Raw genomic sequence first — 24,112 nt, forward strand, 5'->3', positions numbered from 1 at the left:
ACGCGCGTTGACACCGCCGCCTGCAAGAGCCTAAATCCATTCCAGACGGTCTCCTCTCGGCAAAGGGAGGAGCCAAGAGGGAATGCGGTGCGAAATCTCGATTTCAAATCCGCGGCTGTCCCCGCAACTGTAAGCGACGAGCCAAGGCCGAAAACCACTGGGACGGTCCCGGGAAGGCGGCACGAAGGCGATGACCCGCGAGCCAGGAGACCTGCCGTCTGAGACATAAGAATCCGATCGCCCGGCGGGTTTTCCGGGCAAGGAGCCCGATTTGGAACGCGACAGCAGTTTCCCGGCTGAAACAGCGGACATTTTGTCTGGCGATAGCGACTTGTCTGGCGATAGCGACGCCTTGGCCGGCGTCACTGTTATCATCTGCGCTTCCTGCCGCGACGAGACCGGTTCCGATGCCCATCCCCGCGCCGGCGAAGTTTTGGCTCAAGATACGCGCCAAGCCGCAACGGCCGACAATGTCCGTGTCCGCACCGTCGAATGCCTCGGCAACTGCAAGCGCCGTCTCAGTGCGGCGATTCTTCGCGACGGCTGCTGGAGTTATGTCTTCGGCGACCTGAACATCGCCAGCGGCGCCGATCTCGTCACCGGCGCGAAACTCTTCGCCGCTTCGACCAACGGCCTCATTCCGTGGCGTGGTCGCCCGGATTCCCTCAAGCGCGGCCTCGTCGCCCGCATTCCTCCCCTCGACATGCTGAAGGACTGATCATGACCGCCGCAGTTTCCGCCGCCACTCTCTCCCGCGTCCCCTGTACCGTGGTCACCGGCTTCCTGGGTGCCGGCAAGACCACGCTGGTCCGCCATCTCCTGGAGAACGCGGGCGGCAAGCGGATCGCCATCATCGTCAACGAATTCGGCGACATCGGAATCGACGGCGAGATCCTCAAGGGCTGCGGCATCGACACCTGCCCGGAGGAAAACATCGTCGAACTGGCCAATGGCTGCATCTGCTGCACCGTCGCCGACGATTTCGTCCCGGCGCTCGACCAGATCCTGTCGCTGACGCCGAAGGTCGACCACATCCTGATCGAGACCTCAGGCTTGGCTCTGCCCAAGCCGCTGGTCCAGGCCTTCCAGTGGCCGACAGTGAAGAGCCGGGTGACAGTCGACGGCGTAATCGCCGTGGTCGACGGTCCGGCATTGGCCGAGGGGCGCGTCGCCAACGACATGGACGCCCTGCAGGCGCAACGCGCGCAGGACCAGACACTGGACCACGACGACCCCGTCGAGGAGGTGTTCGAGGACCAGATCGCCTGCGCCGACCTCATCATCCTGTCGAAGAGCGACCTGATGGATGCCGCAGGTTCGGCTCGCGCCAACGCCATCATTGGCGAACACTCCGCCCGCGCCGTGAAGGTCGTGCCGACGGCTCATGGCAAGGTCGATCCGTCCGTGCTGCTCGGGCTAGGCCTCGCCGTCGAGGACGACATCGAGAACCGCAAGTCCCATCATGACGGCGCCTTCGACCACGAGCACGACGACTTCGATACGTTCATCGTCGACATCCCCTCGATCGCCAACCCGGACGACCTGGCAAAGCGCGTCGCGACCGCCGCCGAACAGGAGAACGTGCTGCGGGTGAAAGGCTTCGTCGAGGTCGGCGGCAAGCCGATGCGGCTGTTGCTGCAGGCGGTCGGTCCGCGCGTCAATCATTATTATGACCGCGCCTGGACGGCTGACGACGACCGCCGCTCGCGCCTGGTCGTCATCGGCCTCAAGGGGCTGAACCGCCCGGCGATCGAGCATATCCTCGCCGGCTGAGGCAACACCGACCGCGATGCACATCCTCACCACCACATCCGCCTCGCTCGACGATCTCGCCGAGCCGGTCGATCTGCGGCAGACGCCGGCGGAAATGGTGGCGCTGTCCTTCACGGACAGCGACCTGGCCGGACTGGCAGCGGCCTGGAAAGGCGACGCCGATCGGCTGCCCACGATGCGGCTGGCCGCGCTGCGCGACCTGCGCCACCCCATGTCCGTCGACCTCTGGATCGACAGCGTCGCCCGTCACGCCAAAGTCATTCTGGTGCGTATTCTCGGCGGTTACGAGTGGTGGCGCTACGGCTGCGACCAGTTGGCCGTGGTTGCCCGTGAGCGCGGCATAAAGCTGGCACTACTTCCCGGTGAAAGCCACGACGAGGATATCAGGCTGATCGAAGCCTCGACGCTGCCGCGCGAGGAACTGGACGGGCTGCTCAATTATTTCCGCCAGGGCGGCCCGGCCAATATGAGCGCGCTGGTGCGCAGGCTGGCGCGGTTGGCGGGGTCTGATGGCGAGATTGCCGAGCCGGTAAGCGTGCCGAAAGCCGGGTTTTATGAGCCGGGGCGCGGAGTCGTGGAGAAGCCGGACTTATCGAATGTTGACGATCCTTCACACCCCCCTCTGTCCGGCAGGACATCTCCTCCGCAAGGGGGGAGATCGGCTGTCATCAAGGCCGGCTCCTCTTCTGTCCCCTTGGACAGGGATTTATCTCGACCATCCGCGATAGGCGAAATCGTCGATGAAAGAGCAATCTCCCCCCTTGCGGGGGAGATGTCCGGTAGGACAGAGGGGGGTGTGACGGAACTCGACGCCGGCAACGTCAACCCACCCGTGATTCCCATCCTCTTCTACCGCTCGATGCTGCTCGCCGCCGATGTCGCGCCCATCGACGCGCTTTTCGAGGCGCTACGGCAGCGCGGCATGCTGCCGGTGCCGATCTTTGTCTCCAGCCTGAAAGACCCGGAATCTCTGGCTTTTGTTGAAACCGCGATTGCCCAGCCCAAGCCCGCCGCCATCATCACCGCGACCGCTTTCGCGTCCGGCGCCGAACCCGGCGTCGAAACCCTGTTCGACCGCGCCGGCGTTCCCGTCTTCCAGGTCATCGTCGCCACCACCCGCCGCGACGTATGGGAGAAGAACCAGCGCGGGCTGGCCCCCGCCGACCTCGCCATGCATGTCGTTCTGCCCGAACTGGACGGCCGCATCCTCGCCGGCGCCGTTTCGTTCAAGGGCGAAAGCGAGACCGACCCGGCGCTCGGCCACCGCGCCTTTGCCAACCGGCCGGAGCCCGATCGCGTCGAACAGGTGGCGGACCGGGTCGCGGCCTTCATCAGGCTTCGGGAAACGCCGCGCGCCGAGCGCAAGCTCGCCATTCTGATCCCCGATTACCCGAGCGCTCCCGGCCGCACCGGCTATGCGGTCGGGTTGGATGTGCCATCCAGCGTGCTGGCGATGCTGCACGACCTCCAGGAACAGGGCTATGTAGTTGAGGGAATTCCCCAAACGTCGCGTGCGTTGCTGGATGCGCTGGAGCGCAGCAAGGCTGGGTTGGAGTTGGATGAGTACCTTGCCTTCTCAACGGAATTGCCGGGCGCAGCAATTGCTGCCGTAGAAGCAGCTTGGGGCAAAGCCGAAGGCGAGACAGGTTTGCGCGAGGCACCCCCCTCTGTCCTGCCGGACATCTCCCCCTCTAGCGGGGAGATTGCGCTGTCATCTGCGCTTTCGCCAATCTCCAACGCTGCGGGAGTGGACGAAGCGCCAAAGCCGCCAATCTCCCCCCTTGAGGGGGAGATGTCCGGCAGGACAGAGGGGGGCGCCTCGCGCAAACCTTCGCCATCAAGCGAAAAACACTTCCCCTTCCGCGCCGCGACCTTCGGCAACATCACCGTGGCGCTGGCTCCAGACCGCGGCCGCTCGGCCGACCGCCGCGCCGACTATCACGACCCGACGCTGCCGCCGCGCCATGCGTTGCTCGCCTTCGGCCTGTGGCTGCGCAAATTGCTCGGCGTCCATGCGCTCATCCATGTTGGCGCGCATGGCACGCTGGAATGGCTGCCGGGCAAGACGGTTGCGCTTTCGCAAAGCTGCTTCCCCGAGATCGTCACCGGTCCCCTGCCCGTCATCTATCCCTTTATCGTCTCCAATCCCGGCGAGGCGGCGCAGGCGAAGCGGCGGATCGCCGCCGTCACGCTCGGCCATCTGCCGCCGCCGCTCACCGGCGCCGGATTGGACAAGAACCAGCACAGGCTCGAACGGCTGGTCGACGAATACGCCCAGGCTGACGGTCTCGACCGCCGCCGCCGCGACCGTCTGGCCAGTCTGATCGTCGAAACCGCGCAGACGACGGGCCTCGCCGCGGAGGCCGGCGTTGCCCGCACCGACGCGCCGGACGAGGCCCTGCGCCGCATCGATGCCTGGCTCTGCGACCTGAAGGATTTCGCTATCAAGGATGGGCTGCATGTCTACGGCCGCGCGCCCGACGAAGAGCCCGACCTTATGCGCCGGCAAAGCGCCAAGGCCGAAAAGGCCGCCCTTCTTGCCGCGCTCGACGGTCGTCATGTCACCGCGGGCCCGGCCGGCGCGCCCGCGCGCGGGCGTTCCGACGTTCTGCCCACCGGCCGCAACCTGTTCACGTCGGACCCGCGCGCCATGCCGACGCCGACGGCTTACGACATCGGCAAGGCTGCCGCCGAGGAAGTGGTGCGCACCTATATGCAATCGCATGGCGACTGGCCGCGCTCGCTGATCATCGACCTTTGGGGTTCGGCGTCTTTGCGCACCGGCGGCGAGGAGATCGCGCAGGGGCTTTCGCTGATGGGCTGCCGCCCGCAATGGGATGCCGCCACAGGTCGCGTCACCGGCATCGAGGTGTTGGCACCGGCAGCGCTTGGCCGCCCGCGCGTCGACGTCACCTGGCGCATATCGGGCCTGTTCCGCGACATGTTCCCGACCCAGATCGCGCTGATCGATGCCGCTGCCAACGCCGTTGCCGCGCGCGACGAGGACGATTCGGAAAATCCGCTCGCCGCAAGGACCCGCGCCGAGGGCAAGATCAGCCCGCGCATCTTTGGCACCTCGCCTGGCACTTACGGCGCTGGCGTCGAGGAAATCCTGTCGAGCGGCGACTGGGCGGCGCGCGAGGAAATCGGCCGCGCCTATCTCGATGCCACGTCGCATTCCTATGGCGGCGCCGGCGGTGAGGGGATCGCCGCGCCCGGCGCATTCGAGAACCGCATCGCCGAAGCCGATCTTCTCGTCCACACCGGCGACGATCCCGGCCGCGACATCCTCGAAGGCTCGGCCGATGTCGCTTTCATCGGCGGCTTCTCGGCCGCCCTTGCAGCGCTTGGCAGGAATGCCGACGTCATCGTGCTCGACACGACCGATCCGCAGAGGCCGAAGCCGCGTTCACTTAGTGAGGCCGTGACGCGCGTCGTGCGCGCCCGCGCCGTCAACGCCCGCTTCATAGCGGGCCAGATGCGCCACGGCCCGCGCGGCGCCTCGGAATTCGCCGAAACGGTCGACCGGCTGGTTGGCTTCGCCGAAACCACGCAGGCGATACCGGACGCGCTGATAGAGGCCGTGCACGATGCCTATCTCGGCGACGCGGACGTCCGCGCCTTCATCCTGCGCGAAAACCCGGCCGCCGCGAAAGCCATTGCCGAACGCCTCCTGTCGGCGCGACGGCGGGGCCTCTGGCATCCCTTGCGCAATTCGATCGACGACGACCTCGCGGTACTGATTGCCGAGGCACGGGAGTTGGCGGCATGAACGCCTACTCCCGCCGCGGCGCCTGCCCGGCCCTTTCGGCGCCGATGCAGACCGGCGACGGCCTGCTGGTGCGGCTCAACCCGGTCGCCGGAGGCCCATCTTCTGGCGGATTGTCGCCGAAGCTTCTGATCGGGCTGGCAGAATCCGCCCTGCGGCACGGCAACGGCATCATGGAAGTGACAGCGCGCGGCAGCTTGCAAATACGCGGATTGACCACGCAAAGTGCAACCCTGCTGGCGAAGGAAGTCGATGCGCTGGGCATTGTGGTCCGCACTGGCGTACCAGTGGAGACCGGACCACTGGCCGGCATCGATCCGCAGGAGATCGCCGACCCCAGGCCGCTGGCTGATCGGATCAGGGAAGCGGTCGAGGACGCCGGACTGACGCAGCGGCTCGGGCCGAAGGTTTCGGTCGTTGTCGACGGTGGCGGGCAACTCACGATGGATGCTGTGACGGCCGACGTGCGGCTGAAGGCGGCGAGCACCGAGGCGGGAATCCGCTGGCGGGTGTCGGTTGCCGGTGACGGGCGGAATGCGAAAGTGTTGGCAAAGGTCAACGCGCATGCCGCTAGAGACATAGCCGTCGCAGCGCTTAGGATGGTGGCTGAAAAAGGCCGCGAAGCGCACACACGGGATTTATCGGAGAGGCAAATAGCGTCTCTCGCAAGTTGGCATTCTACGGCGCCCCCCTCTGTCCTGCCGGACATCTCCCCCACAAGGGGGGAGATTGCTCATTCACGCTCGCCTTTGCCAATTTCCTGGGATGCAGAAGGAGAGCCGGCGCCCGAACCGCCAATCTCCCCCCTTGTGGGGGAGATGTCCGGCAGGACAGAGGGGGGCGCCGTAGAGCACCCTCGCTCGCCGATTGGCGTTTTCGACTTGAACACTGGCCACGCCCTCGGCATCGGTCTCCCCTACGGCAGCATGCCCGCCGAAAGGCTCATCGCCCTCGCTCAAAGCGCTCTCACCCTCGGGACGTCAGAAATCCGCCTCGCCCCGGGCCGCGCCCTGCTCTTCCTCGGCCAGCCACCAGCCGCCAATCCTTCCCTCCAGCAAACAGCCGCCACCCTCGGCTTCGTCACCTCCCCCACCGACCCGCGCACGCGCATCGCTGCTTGTCCCGGCGCGCCGGCTTGCGCCTCGGGTCGCATCGCCACGCGCGACATCGCCGAGGCGATCGCCACCGAAAACGCCGATAGTCTCGACTTCACCTTGCATGTTTCGGGCTGCGCCAAGGGCTGCGCGCATCCCGGCCCAGCGGCGCTGACCGTGGTCGGCGGCGAAAATGGAGCCGGACTTGTCGTGAACGCGACGGCAAAGGCCCTTCCTGCCGGTTACAGGCCGGGCTATGACGCCGCGCGCGGCATCGGCCGCGTCGCGGCGGCAATTCGCAGCGCACGCTATCAGGGCGAGACCGCCGCCGCCTGCCTGACAAGGCTGGGGCCGGCCGGCATCGCAGAGGCTTATCGACAGGAATGACAATGGTCGCCTACGACTACATCCACGACGGCACGGCGATCTACGAACGCTCCTTTGCCATCATCCGCGCCGAGGCTGATCTCGCGCGCTTTTCCGAAGCAGAGGCCGATGTCGCGGTCCGCATGATCCATGCCTGCGGCCAAGTGGAAGCCGCCAAGAATTTTGTCTTCTCCAGCGATTTCGTTTCCGCCGCACGGGCCGCGCTTGCCGCCGGCGCGCCGATCTTCTGCGACGCCGAAATGGTCTCGCACGGCGTCACCCGCGCCCGTCTGCCTGCCGGCAACGAGGTGATCTGCACCTTGCGCGACCCGCGCACGCATGAAATCGCCAGGACGATCGGCAACACACGTTCTGCCGCCGCGATCGACCTGTGGGGCGAGCGCATCGCCGGTTCGGTGGTGGCCATCGGCAATGCGCCGACCGCACTCTTCTATCTTCTGGAGAAGCTGCGCGACGGTGCGCCGAAACCGGCCGCCATCATCGGCATGCCGGTGGGCTTCGTTGGTGCCGCCGAATCGAAGGACGCGCTGGCGCAGAATTCCTACGGCGTACCCTATGCAATCGTGCGCGGCAGGCTTGGCGGCAGCGCCATGACCGCGGCAGCCCTCAATTCTCTCGCGAGGCCCGGCCTGTGAACGCGCTCCCCAAAACCGGCTCGAGGGGCCGCCTGGTCGGCGTCGGTACCGGTCCCGGCGACCCGGAACTGTTGACGCTGAAGGCCGCGCGTGCGCTGGCCGAGGCCGATGTGGTGGCGTATTTCGCCAAGCGCGGCAACAACAGCAATGCGCGCGCCATCGTCGAAACGCGCTTCCGGCCCGACATGCTGGAACTGCCGTTGCTCTATCCCGTGACCACGGAGATCGACAAGGATCACGACGATTACCGCGCGCAGATATCGGCCTTCTACGAGGAGTCCGCCGAGACCGTTGCCGGTCATCTGGATGTCGGTAGGATGGTCGCCGTGCTGTCGGAAGGCGATCCGCTCTTCTATGGCTCCTACATGCATCTGCATGTGCGCCTCGCCCATCGTTTTCCGACCGAGGTCATTCCCGGCGTTACCGCCATGTCGGGCTGCTGGTCGGCGACCGGCCTGCCGATCGTCCAGGGCGACGACGTGCTGACCGTGCTGCCGGGCACGATGAGCGAGTTCGAACTGACCCGGCGCCTCGCCGACACCGATGCCGCCGTTATCATGAAGGTCGGCCGCAACCTGCCCAAAATCCGGCGGGCGCTGGAGGCCACCGGCAAGCTGACACGCGCCGTCTATGTCGAGCGCGGCACCATGCCGGGCAGCGTCTCGATGCGGCTCACCGACAAGCCGGACGACAAGGCGCCCTATTTCGCCATTGTGCTCGTTGCCGGCTGGTCCGGACGCCCTGTCGCGTCGGCGGGTGGCGCATGAGCGGCCGCCTCACTGTCATCGGGCTCGGACCTGGCAACGCCGATCAGGTGACGCCGCAGGCGAGCCACGCCGTCGCCGAGGCAAGCTTCTTCTACGGCTACAAGCCCTATCTCGACCGGCTGGAATTGCGCCCGGACCAGACCCGCATCGCCTCCGACAATCGCGAAGAGCTTGCCCGCTCCAACGAGGCGCTGGCGAAGGCGGCCGAAGGTCACAATGTCGCCGTCGTCTCCGGGGGCGATCCAGGCGTCTTCGCCATGGCGGCGGCCGTCTGCGAGGCGATCGAAGCCGGCCCCTCCGAATGGCGCGCGATCGATCTCGCAATCGTGCCTGGCGTCACCGCCATGCTCGCTGTCGCTGCCCGCATCGGGGCACCGCTCGGCCATGATTTCTGCGCCATCTCGCTGTCCGACAATCTGAAGCCATGGGACTTGGTCGAACTGCGCCTGCTGGCGGCCGCCGGCGCCGGCTTCGTCATCGCGCTTTACAATCCCATCAGCAAGGCGCGCCCCTGGCAGCTTGGCCGCGCCTTCGAATGTCTGAAGGCCATTCTGCCGGGCACCACGCCCGTTATATTCGGCCGTGCCGCAGGCCGGCCCGATGAGCGCATCGAGGTGTTCCTGCTGGCGGATGCCGATGCCGACAAGGCGGACATGGCAACCTGCATCATCATCGGTTCGCCGGAAACCCGGATCATCAGGCGCGGTAACAGGCCGGCGCTGGTTTACACGCCGCGCTCCGCGGCAGGCTCGACAAGATGATCGACCATGTCGGCAAGCTGATCAACGGTCGCAGCCGAAGGGATCTCCGGCAGCGCAGGCCTGCGCACCATGACGACGTCGAGGCCAAGCGCCCGCGCCGCGGCGATCTTGCCATAAGTCGCCGCGCCGCCGCTGTTCTTGGATACGACGATGTCGATGCCGTGCCGCTGGAGCAGCGTGTGTTCCTCCGCCTCGCGAAACGGCCCGCGCGCCAGGAGATAGGTGGCATCGGGCACTGCCAGCTTCGGCTCGACCGGATCGACGCTGCGGATGAGATAGTGGTGCTGGGGCGCGGCTTCGAAAGCCGCGACCTCCTGCCGGCCGAGAGCCAGGAATACACGGCGCGGCGCCGGTCCAAGCGCCTGCACGGCATCGCCTGTCGTATAGACCTGCATCCAGCGATCGCCCTCGACAGGCTCCCAGCCGGGACGGCGCAGAGCGACGATCGGCACCCCAGCCATGCGCGCGGCCTGCGCCGCATTGGCGGAAATTCGCGCCGCGTAGGGATGGGTGGCGTCGATCAGCAGCTCGATGCTTGTCTCCTTGAGATAGGCGGCCAGACCATCGGCGCCGCCAAACCCTCCACTGCGTACCGGCACGCCCTGCGTCACCGGGCTTTCGGTGCGGCCCGCCAGCGACAGCATCACCGAGTAACCGGCTGCCAGTTTTCCAGCCAGTTGCCGGGCTTCGGTGGTTCCGCCGAGGATCAGAATGCGGTGGGTCATCATGCCTGCTAAGAGTCTACGCGGCGCCAACCAAAAATGGCTCACCATCGTCGGCATAGGCGAGGACGGTGTAGCCGGTCTCGGCGACGAGGCCAAGCAGCGGATCGCCGACGCTGAAATCATCTTTGGCGGCAAGCGGCATCTGGCGCTCGTCTCATCATTCGCCAAGGGCGATCCGCGCCCATGGCCGGTTCCCTTCGATGCCGAGATGCACGACGTGCTGTCGCTCGCCGGCAAGCGCGTTTGCGTTCTTGCCTCCGGCGATCCCTTTTTCCACGGCGTCGGCGTCACCCTCGCCCGCAAGGTTAAGCCGCGGGAGATGCATGTCATTCCCGCGCCCTCGGCCATTTCGCTGGCGGCCGCTCGCCTCGGCTGGGCGCTGCAGGACATCGAAACCATCTCGTTGCATGGCCGCCCCATCGACCTGATCCGGCCATTGCTGCAGCCCAACGCGCGTATCCTGGCCCTGACATCCGACGGCGATGCACCGGCGGCAATCGCCCGCCTGCTCACCGAGCTTGATTTCGGCGCCTCGCGGCTGACGGTTCTGGAGGCGCTTGGCGGGCCAAAGGAGAACCTGCGCTCGGCCCGCGCCGATGCGTTCAACCTCGAAAACATCAATCCGCTCAATGTGCTGGCGCTCGAAATTGAATCTGGTCCGGATGCGCGTATCCTGCCTTTGACATCAGGCCTCGCCGATCATCTGTTCGACCATGACGGCCAGATCACCAAGCATGAGATCCGCGCCATCACGCTGTCGGCGCTGGCGCCGAGGCGCGGCGAACTGCTGTGGGATGTTGGCGCCGGCTCCGGTTCCATCGGCATCGAATGGATGCTCGCCCATTCCTCGATGCGCGCTGTTGCCATCGAAGCCGACCCGATCCGCGCCGCCCGCATCGCCCACAATGCTGCCGCGTGTGGCGTTCCCGGCCTCATCGTGGTCGAAGGCAGCGCTCCCAAGGCGCTTGCAAGGCTCGAGACGCCAGATGCGATTTTCATCGGCGGCGGCGGCAGCGATGCCGGCGTGCTGACCGCCGCCATCAAGGCGCTGCGCACCGGCGGCCGCCTTGTCGCCAATGCGGTGACGCTGGAAATGGAGACGCTGCTTCTTGCCCGTCATACCGAGCTCGGGGGCGATCTCACCCGCATCGCCATATCCCGCGCCGCGCCTGTCGGTTCGATGCAGGCCTGGCGGCCGGCGATGCCGGTTACCCAATGGAGTTGGATCAAGCCATGATGGTCGCGGGCATCGGCAGCCGAAAGGGCGTGAGCGTCGAGGACGTGCTTGCCGCGATAGAAACCGCGCTCGAAGCGCACGGGCTGGCGATGACGGCGCTCTCGTCGCTCGCCACCGCCACGCTCAAGAAAGATGAACAGGCGATCGCTGCCGCAGGTCGCACACTCAACCTTCCCGTCATTGTCGTCGATGAGGCAGCGCTTAAAGCAGCGTCGACGAAGGCGCTCAGCAACTCCAGCCTCTCGCAGGATCTGGCCGGCACAGCATCGGTGTCCGAAGCATCGGCGCTGGCCGTCGCCGGCGAAGGCGCCAGGCTGCTGGGACCACGCATCGTGCTCGGCCCGGTCACCTGCGCCATCGCCATCAGCGGAGACGCGGCATGACCGTCCATTTCATCGGCGCCGGTCCGGGCGCCGCCGACCTCATTACCCTGCGCGGCGCGCGGCTGCTGGCAAGCTGCCCGGTCTGCCTCCATGCCGGCTCGATCGTGGCGCCCGAATTGCTGCAGCATTGCACCCCGGGAACGAAGCTGATCGACACCGCGCCGATGTCGCTCGACGAGATCGAGGCCGAATATCTGGCTGCCCACAAGGCCGGCCATGATGTCGCGCGGCTGCATTCCGGTGACCTGTCGGTATGGAGCGCGGTTGCCGAACAGATCCGCCGGCTGGAAAGGCACGGCATTCCCTACACGCTGACGCCGGGCGTTCCCTCTTTCGCTGCCGCGGCGGCTGTTCTGCGGCGCGAGCTGACCATTCCCGAAGTCGCCCAGAGCCTGGTGCTGACCCGCGTCTCCGGCCGCGCTTCAAAAATGCCGCCTGGCGAAACGCTGGCCGGCTTCGGCCGCACCGGCGCCACGCTTGCCATTCATCTTGCCATCCACGCCATCGATCGCATCGTCGCCGAGCTGACGCCGCTCTATGGCCGCGATTGCCCGGTGGCGGTCGTCTTCCGTGCCTCCTGGCCGGACGAGCGCGTACTGACCGGCACGCTGGAAACCATCGAGGCGCAACTGGCCGCCGACCCGATGGAGCGTACGGCCATCATTTTCGTCGGCCGCTCTCTGGCAGCGGAAGGCTTTGGCGAGAGTTCATTGTACGACGCGCATTACCAACGGCGTTTTCGCGGACGGGACGGATTGTGAGCGACAGCACCAAAAATAAGGGCGAGAACGCCGCGCTCCAACAGGCGCTTGCCCGGCTGAACTTCAAGCCGCGGACGCTTGAGCCCGGCCATGTCTGGCTCGCCGGCGCCGGCCCCGGCGATCCCGGCTGCCTGACGCTGGAAGTGCTGGCGGCGCTGAGTGAGGCGGATGCGCTGGTCTACGATGCGCTGGTCTCCCCGGACGTCGTCGCGGTTGCCGAAAACGCCGAGCTTTTCTTTGCCGGCAAGCGCGGCGGAAAACCCTCGATGAAACAGGACGACATAACCGCCCTGCTGGTCCGGCTGGCGCGCCAGGGCCGCCGCGTCGTCAGGCTGAAGGGCGGCGACCCCTATATTTTCGGCCGTGGCGGCGAAGAGGCGCTGGCGCTGGCGCGGGAAAACATCCCGTTCCGCGTCCTGCCCGGCCTCACCTCGGGCCTCAGCGCGCTGGCCGCCACCGGCATCCCCGCGACCATGCGCGGCATCAACAAGGCGGTAATCCTGGCGACCGGCCATGCCGCCGGCACCGATGACGATCTCGACTGGGCCGCGATCGCGCGCACCGGCCAGCCTGTTGTGGTCTACATGGGCATGGCCAATCTGCCTGTGATATCGGCCGCATTGCTCGACGGCGGGCTGGCGCCATCGACGCCGGCGGCGGTGATCGTCGCCGCGACGACGCCGCAGGAGCGCATCGTCGTCGCCACGCTGGCCACCATCGCCGAGGAAGCCGCCGCCGCCGGCCTGTCCGCACCGGCGCTGATCGTCGTCGGCGGCATCGTCGCCATGCGCGCGGCGCTGGCGGGTGCGTCGTGAGCGCCCGCGCGATCATCATCGGCGCGCCGCGCTCCGGCTCGGGCAAGACCAGCGTCACCATCGGTATTTTACGCGCACTCACCCGGCGCGGCCTGAAAGTACGCGGCGCCAAGTCCGGCCCCGATTACATCGATCCCGGCTTCCACACCGCCGCCACCGGCCTGTCCGGCGTCAATCTTGACAGCTGGGCGATGTCGCCGTCGCTGCTCAACGCACTGGCCGTAAATGCCGCCGACGACGCCGATTTTGTCATCCTCGAAAGCGCCATGGGCCTGTTCGACGGCATTCCGGCCGCGCCGGGCCGCAGCGGTTCGGCGGCCGATCTCGCGCGGCTCTACGGCCTGCCGGTGCTGCTGGTGCTGGACGTTTCCGGCCAGTCGACCACGGCGGCGGCCGTCGCCAAGGGGTTCGCCACCTATGATCCGGAGGTTCGCATGGCGGGCGTCGTGCTCAACCGGCTGGGCAGCGAGCGCCACCGCCGGCTGTCCGGCGACGCCATCGAGGCGATCGGCCTGCCGGTCGTCGGCGCCATCCTGCGCGATCCCACCTTGAACCTGCCCGAACGCCATCTCGGCCTCGTCCAGGCCGGTGAATATGATGACCTGATGGCGCATCTCGACCGGTTGGCCGACATGGCGGAAAAGTCGCTCGACCTCGACGCCGTCATGGCGCTGGCAACACCTCTCGCCCCGGAGCCCGGCAGCTTCGACGATGCGCTGCAGCCGCCCGGCCAGCGCGTCGCACTTGCCGAGGATACCGCCTTCACCTTCCTCTATCCGCACGTCGCGGCCTACTGGCGCAAGGCCGGCGCGGAGATGGTTCCGTTCTCGCCGCTCGCGGACGAGGCGCCCGACGACAGCTGCGACGTCTGCTGGCTGCCCGGCGGTTATCCCGAGCTTCACGCCGGCCGTCTCGCCGCTGCTGCGAATTTTCGGAGAGGAATGGCAAGGTTTGCCGGGACGAAGCCCATCCATGGTGAGTGCGGTGGCTTCATGGTGCTTGGCGAAGCTCTGGAAGATGCATCTTGCGAAACACACAAAATGCTCGGCCTGCTCGGCCATTCAACCAGCTTCGCCAAGCGCAAGATGAACCTCGGTTATCGCGAAGCACGGCTGCGCGCCGACTGTCCGCTCGGCCCGCGGGGCGCGTTGATCCGTGGGCACGAATTCCACTATGCGCAGATGACGGCGACCGGCGATGACGAGCCCCTGGCCGACCTCGCAGACGGGCAAGGCAATCCGATCGGCGCCTCGGGCTACCGGCGCGGCCAAGTCAGCGGCACCTTCTTCCATGCCATCGCAAGGGGCTGAGGCATGAAGTTCCCGAAGGTCACCCTTTCGCCCCGGCAAATCCCCAGCGATGTTGCCCTCTGCCTGGTCTTCTTCACCAGGCTGCCCTTGCCCGTCATCGACTTTCGCGGCCGCAGCCTTGCCGCCGCGATCTGGGCCGCCCCGGTCGCCGGCCTCGTCGTCGGCCTGATCGGCGCCATCGTCTTTGCCACGGCGGAACGGTTTGGCCTTGCCATCGGGTCGGCGGCAGCCCTTGCCCTGGTTGCAACCGCGGTCACCACCGGCTGCCTGCACGAGGACGGGCTGTCCGATGTCGCCGACGGTTTTGGCGGCGGCAACACGCGCGGTCGAAAGCTGGAGATCATGCGCGACAGCCGAATCGGCGCCTACGGCGCCATGGCGCTGGCGCTGTCGCTGCTCATCCGCTGGAGCGCGCTGTCGGAATTCGTCGATCCCACACAAGCTCTCTTCGCGCTCCTGGCCGCCCATGCGGCCTCGCGCGGCGTATTCGGCGCCTTCATGCATCTCTTGCCCCCGGCGCGCGACGATGGCCTCTCGGCCGGCGCCGGCACCGTCTCGCGGGAAATTGCCCTCGCCGGCGCCGTGCTCGGCGCCATCCCGCTCCTCCTGCTCGGGCTTGGCGGCGCCATCGCGGCGCTTATCCTGCTCGGACTGCTGTTTGCCGCCTTCCACGCGCTTTGCCTCAACCAGATCGGTGGCCAGACCGGCGACACGATCGGCGCTATGCAACAGGTGAGCGAAATCGCGGTGCTGCTCGTCGCTTCCGTAGCCCTTTCCTGACTCTGTTTCGGAGAATTTCCTTCCATGCCTTTCAAATCCCTAGATGAATTGCGCGCTGCTTGCCTCGACCTGCCTGATGGCGATGACGCCGCCGCGAGCGCGGTCGCCCGGCGCCAGGACACGTTGACCAAGCCGCAAGGAAGCCTCGGCCGGCTGGAGACGATCGCCGCGTGGCTGGCGCGCTGGCAGGGCCGCGACATGCCTAGGCTCGAGCGGGTGAAAGTTTTCGTCTTCGCCGGCAACCACGGCGTTACCGCGCAAGGCGTGTCGGCCTATCCTTCGGAAGTCACGGTGCAGATGGTGGCGAATTTCGCCGGCGGCGGTGCGGCCATCAACCAGCTCGCCCGCATCGCAGGCGCCGAACTCGATGTCATTCCGCTCGATCTTGACCATCCGACCGGCGATTTCACGCAAACGCCGGCGATGGACGACAAGACGTTTCTTGCCGCGGTCTCGGCCGGCTACGATGCGGTGACTGATGATCTCGATCTCGTCTGCTTCGGCGAGATGGGCATCGGCAACACCACGCCGGCCGCCGCGATCTCGGCGGCGCTGTTCGGCGGCGGTGCGGAAAAATGGACCGGACGCGGCACCGGCGTCGACGATGCCGGCCTCAAGCGCAAGGTGGTTGCCATCGAATCCGGCCTGAAACGCCACGCCGCCATTCTTGCCGATCCACTGGGGATTGCCATGGCGCTCGGCGGCCGCGAACTCGCCGCCATCTTCGGCGCCACGCTTGCCGCCCGTCACATGGGCATACCGGTGCTACTTGACGGCTTCGTCTGCACCGCAGCCGCAGCACCTTTGGCAAAGCTGCACTCCACAGGCCTTGCTCATACGATCGCCGCCCACGTCTCGGCTGAATCGGGTCACCGCGGCCTGCTCGAAGCGCTCGACCTGCCGCCGCTGCTCGACCTCGGCATGCGGCTCGGCGAAGGCTCCGGCGCTTGCCTCGCCGTCAACATCGTCCGCTCGGCGCTGGAGTGCCATGCGAGGATGGCGAGCTTTGCCGAGGCCGGCGTGTCGGAGAAGTAACATCTTCCGGTTGTAGCGATTCTCGAATAGATCTGGTGGATGAAAAAGCTTCACCCGGCTGCCGCTGCTATGACTATCGCCGTGCTGCTTGCTGGTGTGCTTCGGCACAGTGGATATTCAACTTACGGCCCGATCGACACCGCAATTCTCGTTGTTTTTCTGGTTTTCTTCTGGTGGCTCATCAGCGATTTCTCAGGCGGAAAGGCCGCCATTGATGCCGACGACGGTCGGAGCGCGGACAACGGCATGGCTTTTCGGTTCGGCAGGTTTCTGAGCCGCGTTTTTCGGCGCGGCCAATCGTAGTCTTTGACCAAGCTGCAAAGTCCCGCGTCTCACCTGGCCAACGGCGGCCGGGTTGCGAAGGCAGCCAAACACTGATGAACGAGCGCGGCAATTGAACCGGCCTATTCAGGGTCTTTCCACCAAGTCTTTGAAGAATTTGGTGGGTGCGCACAGGATTGAACTGTGGACCCGCTGATTAAGAGTCAGCTGCTCTACCAACTGAGCTACGCACCCACTCGGCCGGCAAAAACCGGCGTTGGCGGGCATATAGCCGCCGATGCCGGTCCTGTCCAGCCCTGCCGGAATCATTTCCCGACAAATCGCTGAAGTGACGCAGATGGTCAGACGAACAGCTTGCCTTCCGCCACCTTGACCGCGTTGCCACCGATGCGCGCCGAGACCAGTTTTCCGCCCTGTACGGCCAGTTCCAGGCGGATGCGCGAGGGCCGCCCCATCTCCAGCCCCTGTTCGATCCACAGCTGCGAAACGCCATCCGTCGGAGCGTCGAAATGCATGACGGCGCCGGCGAAGGCCGCCGCTGCCGAGCCCGTCGCCGGGTCCTCGTAGGAAGGCGTGCCGGGCACGATCATGCGCACATGGAAGGCGCTCTCGTGGTTCACCGTCTCTCGGCAATAGACATAGGGACTGGCAAACGCCCATTCGCTCTTGCGCGGGGCCAGTTCCGACCACGCCTGATTGTCGAGCCGGATCCGGCCCGCCGCCTCCAGATTGGCCACCGGTATGGTCACATAGGGCACGCCCGCCGACCAGAACGCGACGCGGTGATTCTCGAAACCGATCTCGTGCGGCGCCAGGCCAAGGGCGGCGCCGATCGCCACCGGGTCGGCTTCGAGCTTCAGCGGCTCCGGCAGCTTCGCCAGGTCGAATTCGGCGAAGGTGGCGCCATCGTGCTTGCTGACGGCACAGCGCACCGGGCCGATGTTTTCCTCCAGCACGAAAATGCTCGCAGCGCCGTCATTGTCGGCCATTTCAGCGAGCGCGATATCGGCCAGTTCGGCCAGCGCGATCGCCGAGCCCACGGTCGGGTGGCCGGCGAAAGGCATTTCATAATCGGGCGTGAAGATGCGGATACGGGCGCGGTGCTTGGGATTATCCGGTGGCAGCACGAACACCGATTCCGACAGGTTGAACTCGCGCGCGATAGCCTGCATCGCAGCCGTGTCCAGTCCGCCGCTGTCCAACACCACCGCCAGCGGGTTGCCGGCCAGCCGATCGGTCGTAAACACATCGTAAAGCAAGTAATCGCGTCTCATGGAGGAAACCTTCCGCTTTGATCCGAATTTCTGCCTCAATCCCAACATGAGCGAAATTTAATTTGATATTCGAACCATTAGCACTGATCTGTGCACTCATAGGGACATATTGCGCTTCAGGGGGTCCGGCGTGGACCAGATTGTCAATCTGCCAAAGACGGAATCGGATTCCGCCATCGAGACCGCGCTCGGGCTCGACCAGACGGGGCGGCGCAAGAATCGCCGCCGCGGCTGGCTCTATGCGCTGCTGGCACTGATCGTCCTTGTCGCGGCTTTTGCCGGCTACCAGTGGTATGCCGGCTCGCCGGTCAAGATCGACTATACGACGGCGCCCGCCGCCAAGGCCGACCTCACTGTCGAGGTTTCGGCGACCGGCACCTTGCAGCCCCTCACCCAGGTCGACATTTCCAGCCAGCTCTCGGGCATCATTCGTTCAGTCTCGGTCAACGAGAACCAGCAGGTCAAGAAGGGCGATGTGCTGGCCGCGCTCGACACCGCCAAGCTGCAGGTGCAGATCGAACGCGCCGAGGCATCCGCCAAGGCGGCCGCCGCCAATGTCGCGGACGCCACCGTGACGCTGGCCGAGAATGAAAGCGCGCTCGTGCGCGCCGCCGCCCTCACCAAGCGCGGCATGGCCACCGACCAGTCGCTCGAAGCGGCGACCGCGACCCGCGACCGTTCGAAGGCAGCGCTCGATAGCGCCGAGGCCAATCTCGCCATCGCCAACGCCGACCTGAAATCGCAGCAGACCGACCTTGCCAACAGCACCATCTATGCGCCGATCGACGGCATCGTGCTGACGCGCTCTGTCGACCCCGGCCAGACGGTCGCCTCCTCCTTGCAGGCGCCGGTGCTGTTCATCATCGCCGCCGATCTCAGGAACATGGAACTGGTGGCGGCGGTCGACGAAGCCGATATCGGCGCGGTGAAGCCGGGCCAGCATGCCCGCTTCACCGTGGATGCCTTCCCGGAGCGGCCGTTCGACGCCGAGATCCGCGACATCTCCTACGCCTCGGTCACCACCGACGGCGTCGTCACCTACAATGCGCGGCTCGAGGTCGACAACAACGAGCTGTTGCTGCGCCCCGGCATGACCGCCACTGTTTCGGTCGTCACCCGGCAGGCCAAGGACGTGCTGACCGTCCCCTCCTCCGCCTTCCGCTATCGTCCTGCGCAGCAGGCCGCCCGCGGCTGGAGCCTGAGCGACCTGTTCACCGGCCGCATGGGACGTCCCGGCGGCAATCGCCAGCGCCAGGCGGCAGCGCCGCCGACCGACGGCTCACGCATGCTCTACGTGCTGGAGAAAGGCCGTCCGCATCCGGTCAACGTCAGGATCGGCTCGACCGACGGCGAGCTGACCGAGATCACCTCGGGCCTGTCAGAGGGGGCGCAGGTCATCACGGCCTCGCAGCAGCGGAGCTGACGCCGTGGCGACGGGCGCCCCCCTCATCACCTTCGACAAGGTCTGGAAGAGCTACGGCCATGGCGAAGCCAAGGTGCACGCGCTGGCCGGCGTCGACCTGGCGATCCGGCGCGGCGAATTCGTCGCCATCATGGGCCCGTCCGGCTCCGGCAAATCGACGGCGATGAACATCATCGGCTGCCTCGACACGCCGACCGCCGGCACCTATTCCTTCATGGGCGTCGATGCTGGCCGGCTCGACCGCAACCGCCGCGCCATGCTGCGCAACCTCTATGTCGGCTTCGTCTTCCAGGGCTATAATCTGCTGGCGCGCACCACGGCGGCGGAAAATGTCGAACTGCCGCTGATCTATCGCGGCGTGGCCGGCCGCGAGCGCCGCGATCTTGCCATGCAGGCGCTGGCGCAAGTCGGCCTTGTCGGTCGCGAGCATCACACGCCGGCCGAGCTTTCCGGCGGCCAGCAACAGCGCGTGGCGATCGCGCGCGCCATCGTCACGAGGCCGACGCTGCTCGTCGCCGACGAACCGACCGGCAATCTCGACACTGCCCGCACGCACGAGATCATGGAGTTGCTGACGCAACTGAACAAGGAGCTTGGCTTGACCATCACCATGGTCACCCACGAGGCCGACGTCGCCGAATATGCCGAGCGCACGGTGCGCTTCCTCGACGGCCATGTCGCCTCCGACACCATGACCGTCGAGGTGGCCTGACAATGCTCTGGGAAACCGTCCGCCTCTCCTTGCGCTCGATCCGCCGCAACATGCTGCGCTCGTTCCTGACCTTGCTCGGCATCGTCATCGGCGTCGCCGCGGTCATCGCCATGCTCACCATCGGCGCCGGCACCACCGCCAAGGTCAAGGGCGACATCGCCAAGCTCGGCAGCAATCTTCTGGTTGTGCGCTCCGGCCGCCCGGCCGGTCCCGGCGGCCCGGGCGGGCTCGACCAGGTCGTCCGTCCGCTCACCGAAAAGGATCTTGCCGCGCTCATTGCCCATCTGACAGGCGCACGCGCCATTTCGCCGGCCTCGCAGAAGCAGGTCCGCGTCATCTTCGGTACCGAGAGCCTGACCTCCGGCGTTACCGGCACCGACAGCGCCTATCTCGATGCCCGCGACTGGAAACTGGTCTCAGGCCGTTCGTTCAGCGAGTCCGAGACCCGCTCGGGTACCGGCGTATGCCTGATCGGCGAGACGGTGCGCCAGCAGTTCTTCGGTGCCGGCGACCCCGAGGGCGAAATCATCCGCGTCAACCGCACCTCCTGCAAGATCATCGGCCTGCTCGAGCCGAAGGGCTATACCGGCTTCGGCCAGGACCAGGACAATGTCGTGTTGATGCCGCTGCATGCCTATCAGCGGCGCATTGCGGGCAACCGCAACATCGACAACATCTACGTCGCCGCCGACGACCGCACCCCGACCAGCGAGCTGCAGCCGCGCGTCGAGGATATTCTGCGCGACGCCAGACGCCTCACGCCCGACCACGAAAGCGATTTCGCGATCCGCGACATGACCCAGATCGCCGATGCCATGGCCAGCGCCACCACCACCATGACCGGCATGCTGGGCGCGGTCGCCGGCGTCAGCCTGCTGGTCGGCGGCATCGGCATCATGAACATCATGCTGGTGTCGGTCACCGAGCGCACCCGCGAGATCGGCATCAGGCTCGCCATCGGCGCGCATGAAAAGCACATCCTCATCCAGTTCCTGGTCGAGGCGACGGTGCTGTCGCTGCTCGGCGGCATCATCGGCATCCTGATCGGGCTCTCGCTGGCCGGTCTCGCCTCGGCGACGCTGGCCATTCCCTTTGCGCCGAGCCCGGCAGTTATCCTGCTCGCCGTCGGCTTTTCCGCGCTGATCGGCATGGTCTTCGGCTTCTTCCCGGCGCTGCGCGGCGCCAGGCTCGACCCGATCGACGCGCTGCGGCATGAATAAGGCGATTGGAAAGCAAAGGCGCGGCTACGACGCTGTTTCCCAGGGATTGATCGTATTCAATCCGGCGGCCGCGAATGGGCCGGTGTCGCGGGTGGCGACCGTAAGACCGTTTGCTGCGGCCGTGGCCGCGATGTAGGCATCCGCATTGCCGATCGCCTTGCCTGAGGCTCTCGCCTTTACCATGAGGTCGGCATAGGCGCGCGACGCGTCGAGGTCGAAAGGCAGAATGCGGCCTGCAAACAGTGGCAACACATCCTGATCGAGACGATTGTCCGCGCACGCACCCGATGTTTGGGGTTGCAGGCAGCCACTCAGACCTTCGTATGCCGGCATTGGCGATCAGCACGGAAGGTAAGGTTTTAGTCCGCGTTCGCAAAATGCCACTCGATCAGCGGCTTCATGTGCGGCATCAGCCCATGCGGCAGGTCGGCGGCGTGGCGGATGATGACCGGACCAACGATCTCCGGTTCGGCCTCGGTTGCGACGAAGGCCGAGATGCGCCGCGCGATCTCCTCGGCGGCCTCGGGAACCCGGTAGCGGCGGAAGATCACCGTGCCGCTTTCCGTCGACAGGGCATGGTAATGCAGGCCGCGTGCGGCGCCTGAAATGTCGAGGCCGGTTTCTTCCCGCACCTCGCGGATCATATTGAAATCGACATCGACGAGGCCATCGCGAAAATCGGCCGGTTCGAAGGAACCGGCGGCGAAATAGACGCGGCCGGCAGTAACGGTGTGGGCGGCCATGCGAATCGCCACCAGCGCATTGTCGCCGGCCACGAGCATGGCATGGGCATAGGCGTGCTCGGCGCCCGAATTCTCGCGCCGCTTCCGCCAGAGCATGAAGGTGGAGTAGTTGACCGCGTGGCACCGGCCGACGAGGCGATTGTCGCGCCAGGCAAGTTGCGAAAGCAGCACCACGGGGCCGTCGAAGAGCGCGGGGTTGGCCGCGATCTCATGATGCCAGTTCGCGGCGATCGCCTCGGCATTGTCCAGCGCGAAAGGATGCGGGCCGGGGTCGAGCCTGACATCGACGGCGTCGACCGGCAAAATGACATTGCGCGGCAGGTCGAAGCTCACGGTTCAGGCCATGTCCAGCGTGATCGCCACCGGACAATGGTCCGATGCCTTCGGCCGGTCCCAGCCGGCGCGCGGAAAGCGCTCCACTTCCTGGCCGGCAGGAAAGATCGTGCGCCAGGGCTGGCCGTTGCGGATGATGTCCGGGACGGCGGTGGCGTTCTTAGCCGCCAATCCCTTGGACAGCAGGATATAATCGAGCTGGCACAAATGCCGCTCTTGCGGCCCACGCGTGTGGTAAAAGGTCCAGCGGTTCATTTCCGGCCGCCTCTCGACCACGTTTTCGCAAAAACCGCCGGCCGTCAGCACGTTGATGCAGGACAGGTTCTCGTCTACCACCTCGAAACGATAGCCGTCGAATTCGTCGCCGGCGATCTTTACGCGCTGGCGGTAATCGTTCATGTCGCCGCAGATCGCCCAGCGCTTGTCGGCTGCATGATCCGCCCCGAAGCGCTCCTCGATGATCCGGCGCACCGCCTGCGCCTCCGCGATGCGGATCGGCATCGTCGCTTCACGCCCGTCGAGCCCGTTGCGGGGCGAGCCCATCGACTTGAAGTGCACGAGATAGAGCGTCAGCGGCGAGCCGCCCACGGTAATGTCCACTTCCAGGCAGTCGCGCCGGAAGATGCGTTCATTGGGCTGGTTGCCGAGCGCCGCCAGCTCCGGCGTGTGCAGCCCGAACTGTTCATAGGTCACATAGGCGTGGCTGGTCATGCGCACGAATTCGATGGGCTGGCCCTGCGCGGTCTCGCTGCGCATCATCACGGCGACGTCGATGCCGCGCGAATCATTGCCGGTAGCGGTGTACTTCTGGCGGTAGCCCTGCCCCACCATCTTGAAAAGATAGCCATATTCGAACGCCTTGAGGGCTTCGATATTGTCGACCTCCTGCATGCAGATGATATCCGCGCGCGTGGCCGCTATGGCCAGCGCCGTCAGCTGCCGCATGTCGTCCGACTGCGCGATGGCGCGGGCCTGCTCCAGCATCTTGTACTCGGCCTCGCTCTGGATATCGAAGAGAGCCAGCGTCCGGTCCTCGTTGAGCTGGTTGCGGTATCCGGAGAAATCGAACCTGTTCATCAGGTTCTCGACATTGAAGGTTGCAAGACGCAGCGACATATCATGACCTTTGCCCGCAAGCGCGGCAGAAAACAAGGCCGGGCAACCACCAGCTGGAATCGATTGATCCTGGCGCGCCTCGCGCCATGGTTGAGGGAACCTTTCCGTTCATCCGCCGTTCAGACGCAAAGACCCACAGTGGGCCCATCCCAGGGTCGGCGTGGGGCCTGTTCTCTTGGAGAAGTGCAATGAACGCGCTCTTTTCTTCCACAGTCAAATCCGGGCTGATAGCGCTCGGTATCTTCTCCGGCATCACGGCACCATCCGCTGCCGGACCAATCCTTCAGCCGGAGCTGTCGATCCCAGCCAGCACCGCGGCGCCGACGGTCACGCCTGTGCGCGACAGCTGGGCCGGCGGCAACAACCGGAGCTTCAACAACGACTGGAGATGGCGCCGGTCGGGCGGGTGGAACCACGGCAATTGGAACCGCGGCGATTGGGGCGGCCGTCACTGGAGCGGTCGTCACTGGAACGGCGGCGATGATTGGCGTTGGCGCCGCCACCATTATCGCGGCCGCTACTATGATGACAGCGCCGGCGCCGCGATCCTGGGGCTTGGCTTGGGGCTCGGCCTCGGCAGCATGTACAACAACTACAATTACTACGATGCACCGCCGCGCCGCTACTATCGCGCCGGCCGGCTGTCGAGCGCCCATGTCCGGTGGTGCTACAATAGATACCGCTCGTATCGCGCTTACGACAACACCTTCCAGCCCTATAACGGCCCACGCCAGCAGTGCTACTCGCCCTATCGCTGAGCCAGGCCGCACAATCCTG

The 24,112-nt window shown here is 66.0% G+C and carries 23 protein-coding genes, 1 tRNA gene, 1 pseudogene and 1 riboswitch; of the genes and pseudogenes, 19 read left to right on the forward strand and 6 right to left on the reverse strand.

Going from position 1 to position 24,112, the window contains the following annotated elements; genetic code table 11:
• Window positions 1-29 precede the first annotated feature (29 nt).
• Window positions 30-234, forward strand: a riboswitch (cobalamin riboswitch).
• A gap of 37 nt (window positions 235-271) precedes the next feature.
• The 7 genes and pseudogenes from FJ942_RS15810 to FJ942_RS15840 all read left to right on the forward strand — a co-directional run bounded on the left by FJ942_RS15810 (window position 272) and on the right by FJ942_RS15840 (window position 9,186).
• A complete protein-coding gene (locus FJ942_RS15810) occupies window positions 272-718 on the forward strand; it encodes a DUF1636 family protein (protein ID WP_140495573.1) in 447 nt (148 codons plus the stop codon).
• Between the two features lie 2 nt (window positions 719-720).
• Window positions 721-1,773 carry a cobalamin biosynthesis protein CobW gene (gene cobW, locus FJ942_RS15815; RefSeq protein ID WP_140495572.1) on the forward strand — a complete coding sequence of 351 codons (1,053 nt, stop codon included), beginning with the start codon at window positions 721-723 and terminating at the stop codon, window positions 1,771-1,773.
• Window positions 1,774-1,789: 16 nt separating this feature from the next.
• Window positions 1,790-5,545, forward strand: coding sequence for a cobaltochelatase subunit CobN (locus FJ942_RS15820; protein ID WP_140898151.1), 3,756 nt, complete (start codon window positions 1,790-1,792; stop codon window positions 5,543-5,545).
• Window positions 5,542-7,102 (forward strand): annotated as a pseudogene (gene cobG / locus FJ942_RS15825) (precorrin-3B synthase). The gene FJ942_RS15820 and the pseudogene cobG overlap by 4 nt, the downstream one beginning before the upstream one ends.
• Window positions 7,026-7,658 carry a precorrin-8X methylmutase gene (locus FJ942_RS15830; protein ID WP_140495569.1) on the forward strand — a complete coding sequence of 211 codons (633 nt, stop codon included), beginning with the start codon at window positions 7,026-7,028 and terminating at the stop codon, window positions 7,656-7,658. The pseudogene cobG and the gene FJ942_RS15830 overlap by 77 nt, the downstream one beginning before the upstream one ends.
• On the forward strand, window positions 7,655-8,425 hold the full coding sequence (locus FJ942_RS15835; RefSeq protein ID WP_140898155.1) for a precorrin-2 C(20)-methyltransferase: 771 nt from the start codon (window positions 7,655-7,657) through the stop codon (window positions 8,423-8,425). The genes FJ942_RS15830 and FJ942_RS15835 overlap by 4 nt, the downstream gene beginning before the upstream one ends.
• The gene (locus tag FJ942_RS15840; protein ID WP_140495567.1) at window positions 8,422-9,186 is read left to right on the forward strand and encodes a precorrin-3B C(17)-methyltransferase; all 765 of its coding nucleotides are present in this window, start codon (window positions 8,422-8,424) and stop codon (window positions 9,184-9,186) included. The genes FJ942_RS15835 and FJ942_RS15840 overlap by 4 nt, the downstream gene beginning before the upstream one ends.
• Here the strand turns inward: FJ942_RS15840 and FJ942_RS15845 are convergent.
• On the reverse strand, window positions 9,150-9,911 hold the full coding sequence (locus FJ942_RS15845) for a cobalt-precorrin-6A reductase (RefSeq protein WP_140898157.1): 762 nt from the start codon (window positions 9,909-9,911) through the stop codon (window positions 9,150-9,152). The genes FJ942_RS15840 and FJ942_RS15845 overlap by 37 nt on opposite strands.
• A gap of 1 nt (window position 9,912) precedes the next feature.
• Between FJ942_RS15845 and cbiE the strand changes: the two genes are divergently transcribed.
• The 8 genes from cbiE to FJ942_RS15885 are packed head-to-tail and all read left to right on the forward strand — an operon-like array spanning window position 9,913 to window position 16,535.
• On the forward strand, window positions 9,913-11,148 hold the full coding sequence (gene cbiE, locus FJ942_RS15850; RefSeq protein ID WP_140898159.1) for a precorrin-6y C5,15-methyltransferase (decarboxylating) subunit CbiE: 1,236 nt from the start codon (window positions 9,913-9,915) through the stop codon (window positions 11,146-11,148).
• The gene (locus FJ942_RS15855) at window positions 11,145-11,531 is read left to right on the forward strand and encodes a cobalamin biosynthesis protein (RefSeq protein ID WP_140521152.1); all 387 of its coding nucleotides are present in this window, start codon (window positions 11,145-11,147) and stop codon (window positions 11,529-11,531) included. The genes cbiE and FJ942_RS15855 overlap by 4 nt, the downstream gene beginning before the upstream one ends.
• Window positions 11,528-12,292: a precorrin-4 C(11)-methyltransferase gene (gene cobM, locus FJ942_RS15860; protein ID WP_140559572.1), complete on the forward strand. Its 765-nt coding sequence runs from the start codon at window positions 11,528-11,530 to the stop codon at window positions 12,290-12,292. Before FJ942_RS15855 ends, cobM begins: the two co-directional genes overlap by 4 nt.
• Complete coding sequence (gene cobA, locus FJ942_RS15865; RefSeq protein WP_140495562.1) at window positions 12,289-13,107, forward strand: uroporphyrinogen-III C-methyltransferase; 819 nt, start codon at window positions 12,289-12,291, stop codon at window positions 13,105-13,107. Before cobM ends, cobA begins: the two co-directional genes overlap by 4 nt.
• A complete protein-coding gene (locus tag FJ942_RS15870) occupies window positions 13,104-14,417 on the forward strand; it encodes a cobyrinate a,c-diamide synthase (protein WP_140898161.1) in 1,314 nt (437 codons plus the stop codon). The genes cobA and FJ942_RS15870 overlap by 4 nt, the downstream gene beginning before the upstream one ends.
• Window positions 14,418-14,420: 3 nt before the next feature.
• Window positions 14,421-15,197 carry an adenosylcobinamide-GDP ribazoletransferase gene (gene cobS, locus FJ942_RS15875; protein ID WP_140554992.1) on the forward strand — a complete coding sequence of 259 codons (777 nt, stop codon included), beginning with the start codon at window positions 14,421-14,423 and terminating at the stop codon, window positions 15,195-15,197.
• Between the two features lie 24 nt (window positions 15,198-15,221).
• Complete coding sequence (gene cobT, locus FJ942_RS15880; RefSeq protein ID WP_140898163.1) at window positions 15,222-16,232, forward strand: nicotinate-nucleotide--dimethylbenzimidazole phosphoribosyltransferase; 1,011 nt, start codon at window positions 15,222-15,224, stop codon at window positions 16,230-16,232.
• A gap of 39 nt (window positions 16,233-16,271) precedes the next feature.
• Window positions 16,272-16,535: a hypothetical protein gene (locus tag FJ942_RS15885; RefSeq protein WP_140516441.1), complete on the forward strand. Its 264-nt coding sequence runs from the start codon at window positions 16,272-16,274 to the stop codon at window positions 16,533-16,535.
• Window positions 16,536-16,672: 137 nt separating this feature from the next.
• Here FJ942_RS15885 and FJ942_RS15890 read toward each other — a convergent pair.
• Window positions 16,673-16,748, reverse strand: a tRNA-Lys gene (locus FJ942_RS15890).
• Window positions 16,749-16,855: 107 nt separating this feature from the next.
• Entirely contained in the window at window positions 16,856-17,788 is a 933-nt protein-coding gene (locus FJ942_RS15895) for a PhzF family phenazine biosynthesis protein (protein WP_140898165.1), read from the reverse strand.
• 130 nt (window positions 17,789-17,918) lie between these two features.
• Here FJ942_RS15895 and FJ942_RS15900 point away from each other — a divergent pair, with 130 nt between their 5' ends.
• From FJ942_RS15900 to FJ942_RS15910, 3 genes are read left to right on the forward strand one after another with little or no spacing between them, the layout of a single operon-like run.
• A complete protein-coding gene (locus FJ942_RS15900; RefSeq protein ID WP_140495412.1) occupies window positions 17,919-19,211 on the forward strand; it encodes an efflux RND transporter periplasmic adaptor subunit in 1,293 nt (430 codons plus the stop codon).
• A 4-nt stretch (window positions 19,212-19,215) separates the two neighbouring features.
• Complete coding sequence (locus FJ942_RS15905) at window positions 19,216-19,923, forward strand: ABC transporter ATP-binding protein (protein WP_140898166.1); 708 nt, start codon at window positions 19,216-19,218, stop codon at window positions 19,921-19,923.
• Window positions 19,924-19,925: 2 nt separating this feature from the next.
• On the forward strand, window positions 19,926-21,143 hold the full coding sequence (locus FJ942_RS15910; protein ID WP_140898169.1) for an ABC transporter permease: 1,218 nt from the start codon (window positions 19,926-19,928) through the stop codon (window positions 21,141-21,143).
• 24 nt (window positions 21,144-21,167) lie between these two features.
• Here the strand turns inward: FJ942_RS15910 and FJ942_RS15915 are convergent, their stop codons facing one another.
• From FJ942_RS15915 to FJ942_RS15925, 3 genes are read right to left on the reverse strand one after another with little or no spacing between them, the layout of a single operon-like run.
• Window positions 21,168-21,476 carry a PIN domain-containing protein gene (locus FJ942_RS15915; RefSeq protein WP_140495406.1) on the reverse strand — a complete coding sequence of 103 codons (309 nt, stop codon included), beginning with the start codon at window positions 21,474-21,476 and terminating at the stop codon, window positions 21,168-21,170.
• Window positions 21,477-21,502: 26 nt separating this feature from the next.
• Window positions 21,503-22,219, reverse strand: a complete 717-nt coding sequence (locus FJ942_RS15920; protein ID WP_140898171.1) for a hypothetical protein — start codon at window positions 22,217-22,219, stop codon at window positions 21,503-21,505.
• 3 nt (window positions 22,220-22,222) lie between these two features.
• Window positions 22,223-23,335: an endonuclease/exonuclease/phosphatase family protein gene (locus tag FJ942_RS15925; protein ID WP_140495402.1), complete on the reverse strand. Its 1,113-nt coding sequence runs from the start codon at window positions 23,333-23,335 to the stop codon at window positions 22,223-22,225.
• Between the two features lie 188 nt (window positions 23,336-23,523).
• Here FJ942_RS15925 and FJ942_RS15930 point away from each other — a divergent pair, with 188 nt between their 5' ends.
• Window positions 23,524-24,093: a BA14K family protein gene (locus FJ942_RS15930; protein WP_140495400.1), complete on the forward strand. Its 570-nt coding sequence runs from the start codon at window positions 23,524-23,526 to the stop codon at window positions 24,091-24,093.
• Window positions 24,094-24,112 lie beyond the last annotated feature (19 nt).

It is taken from the genome of Mesorhizobium sp. B2-4-2 (assembly GCF_006442845.1).
Classification (GTDB): Bacteria; Pseudomonadota; Alphaproteobacteria; order Rhizobiales; family Rhizobiaceae; genus Mesorhizobium.

Excerpts from the sequence above, each read along its gene's own strand:
- cobM (WP_140559572.1), top strand. The coding sequence starts at position 11,528 with ATGACCGTCCATTTCATCGGCGCCGGTCCGGGCGCCGCCGACCTCATT.
- FJ942_RS15840 (WP_140495567.1), top strand. The coding sequence starts at position 8,422 with ATGAGCGGCCGCCTCACTGTCATCGGGCTCGGACCTGGCAACGCCGAT.
- FJ942_RS15885 (WP_140516441.1), top strand. The coding sequence starts at position 16,272 with ATGAAAAAGCTTCACCCGGCTGCCGCTGCTATGACTATCGCCGTGCTG.
- cobS (WP_140554992.1), top strand. The coding sequence starts at position 14,421 with ATGAAGTTCCCGAAGGTCACCCTTTCGCCCCGGCAAATCCCCAGCGAT.
- FJ942_RS15855 (WP_140521152.1), top strand. The coding sequence starts at position 11,145 with ATGATGGTCGCGGGCATCGGCAGCCGAAAGGGCGTGAGCGTCGAGGAC.
- cobW (WP_140495572.1), top strand. The coding sequence starts at position 721 with ATGACCGCCGCAGTTTCCGCCGCCACTCTCTCCCGCGTCCCCTGTACC.
- cbiE (WP_140898159.1), top strand. The coding sequence starts at position 9,913 with ATGCCTGCTAAGAGTCTACGCGGCGCCAACCAAAAATGGCTCACCATC.
- FJ942_RS15895 (WP_140898165.1), bottom strand. The coding sequence starts at position 17,788 with ATGAGACGCGATTACTTGCTTTACGATGTGTTTACGACCGATCGGCTG.
- FJ942_RS15845 (WP_140898157.1), bottom strand. The coding sequence starts at position 9,911 with ATGACCCACCGCATTCTGATCCTCGGCGGAACCACCGAAGCCCGGCAA.
- FJ942_RS15830 (WP_140495569.1), top strand. The coding sequence starts at position 7,026 with ATGGTCGCCTACGACTACATCCACGACGGCACGGCGATCTACGAACGC.
- FJ942_RS15925 (WP_140495402.1), bottom strand. The coding sequence starts at position 23,335 with ATGTCGCTGCGTCTTGCAACCTTCAATGTCGAGAACCTGATGAACAGG.
- FJ942_RS15910 (WP_140898169.1), top strand. The coding sequence starts at position 19,926 with ATGCTCTGGGAAACCGTCCGCCTCTCCTTGCGCTCGATCCGCCGCAAC.
- FJ942_RS15915 (WP_140495406.1), bottom strand. The coding sequence starts at position 21,476 with ATGCCGGCATACGAAGGTCTGAGTGGCTGCCTGCAACCCCAAACATCG.
- cobT (WP_140898163.1), top strand. The coding sequence starts at position 15,222 with ATGCCTTTCAAATCCCTAGATGAATTGCGCGCTGCTTGCCTCGACCTG.
- FJ942_RS15820 (WP_140898151.1), top strand. The coding sequence starts at position 1,790 with ATGCACATCCTCACCACCACATCCGCCTCGCTCGACGATCTCGCCGAG.
- FJ942_RS15930 (WP_140495400.1), top strand. The coding sequence starts at position 23,524 with ATGAACGCGCTCTTTTCTTCCACAGTCAAATCCGGGCTGATAGCGCTC.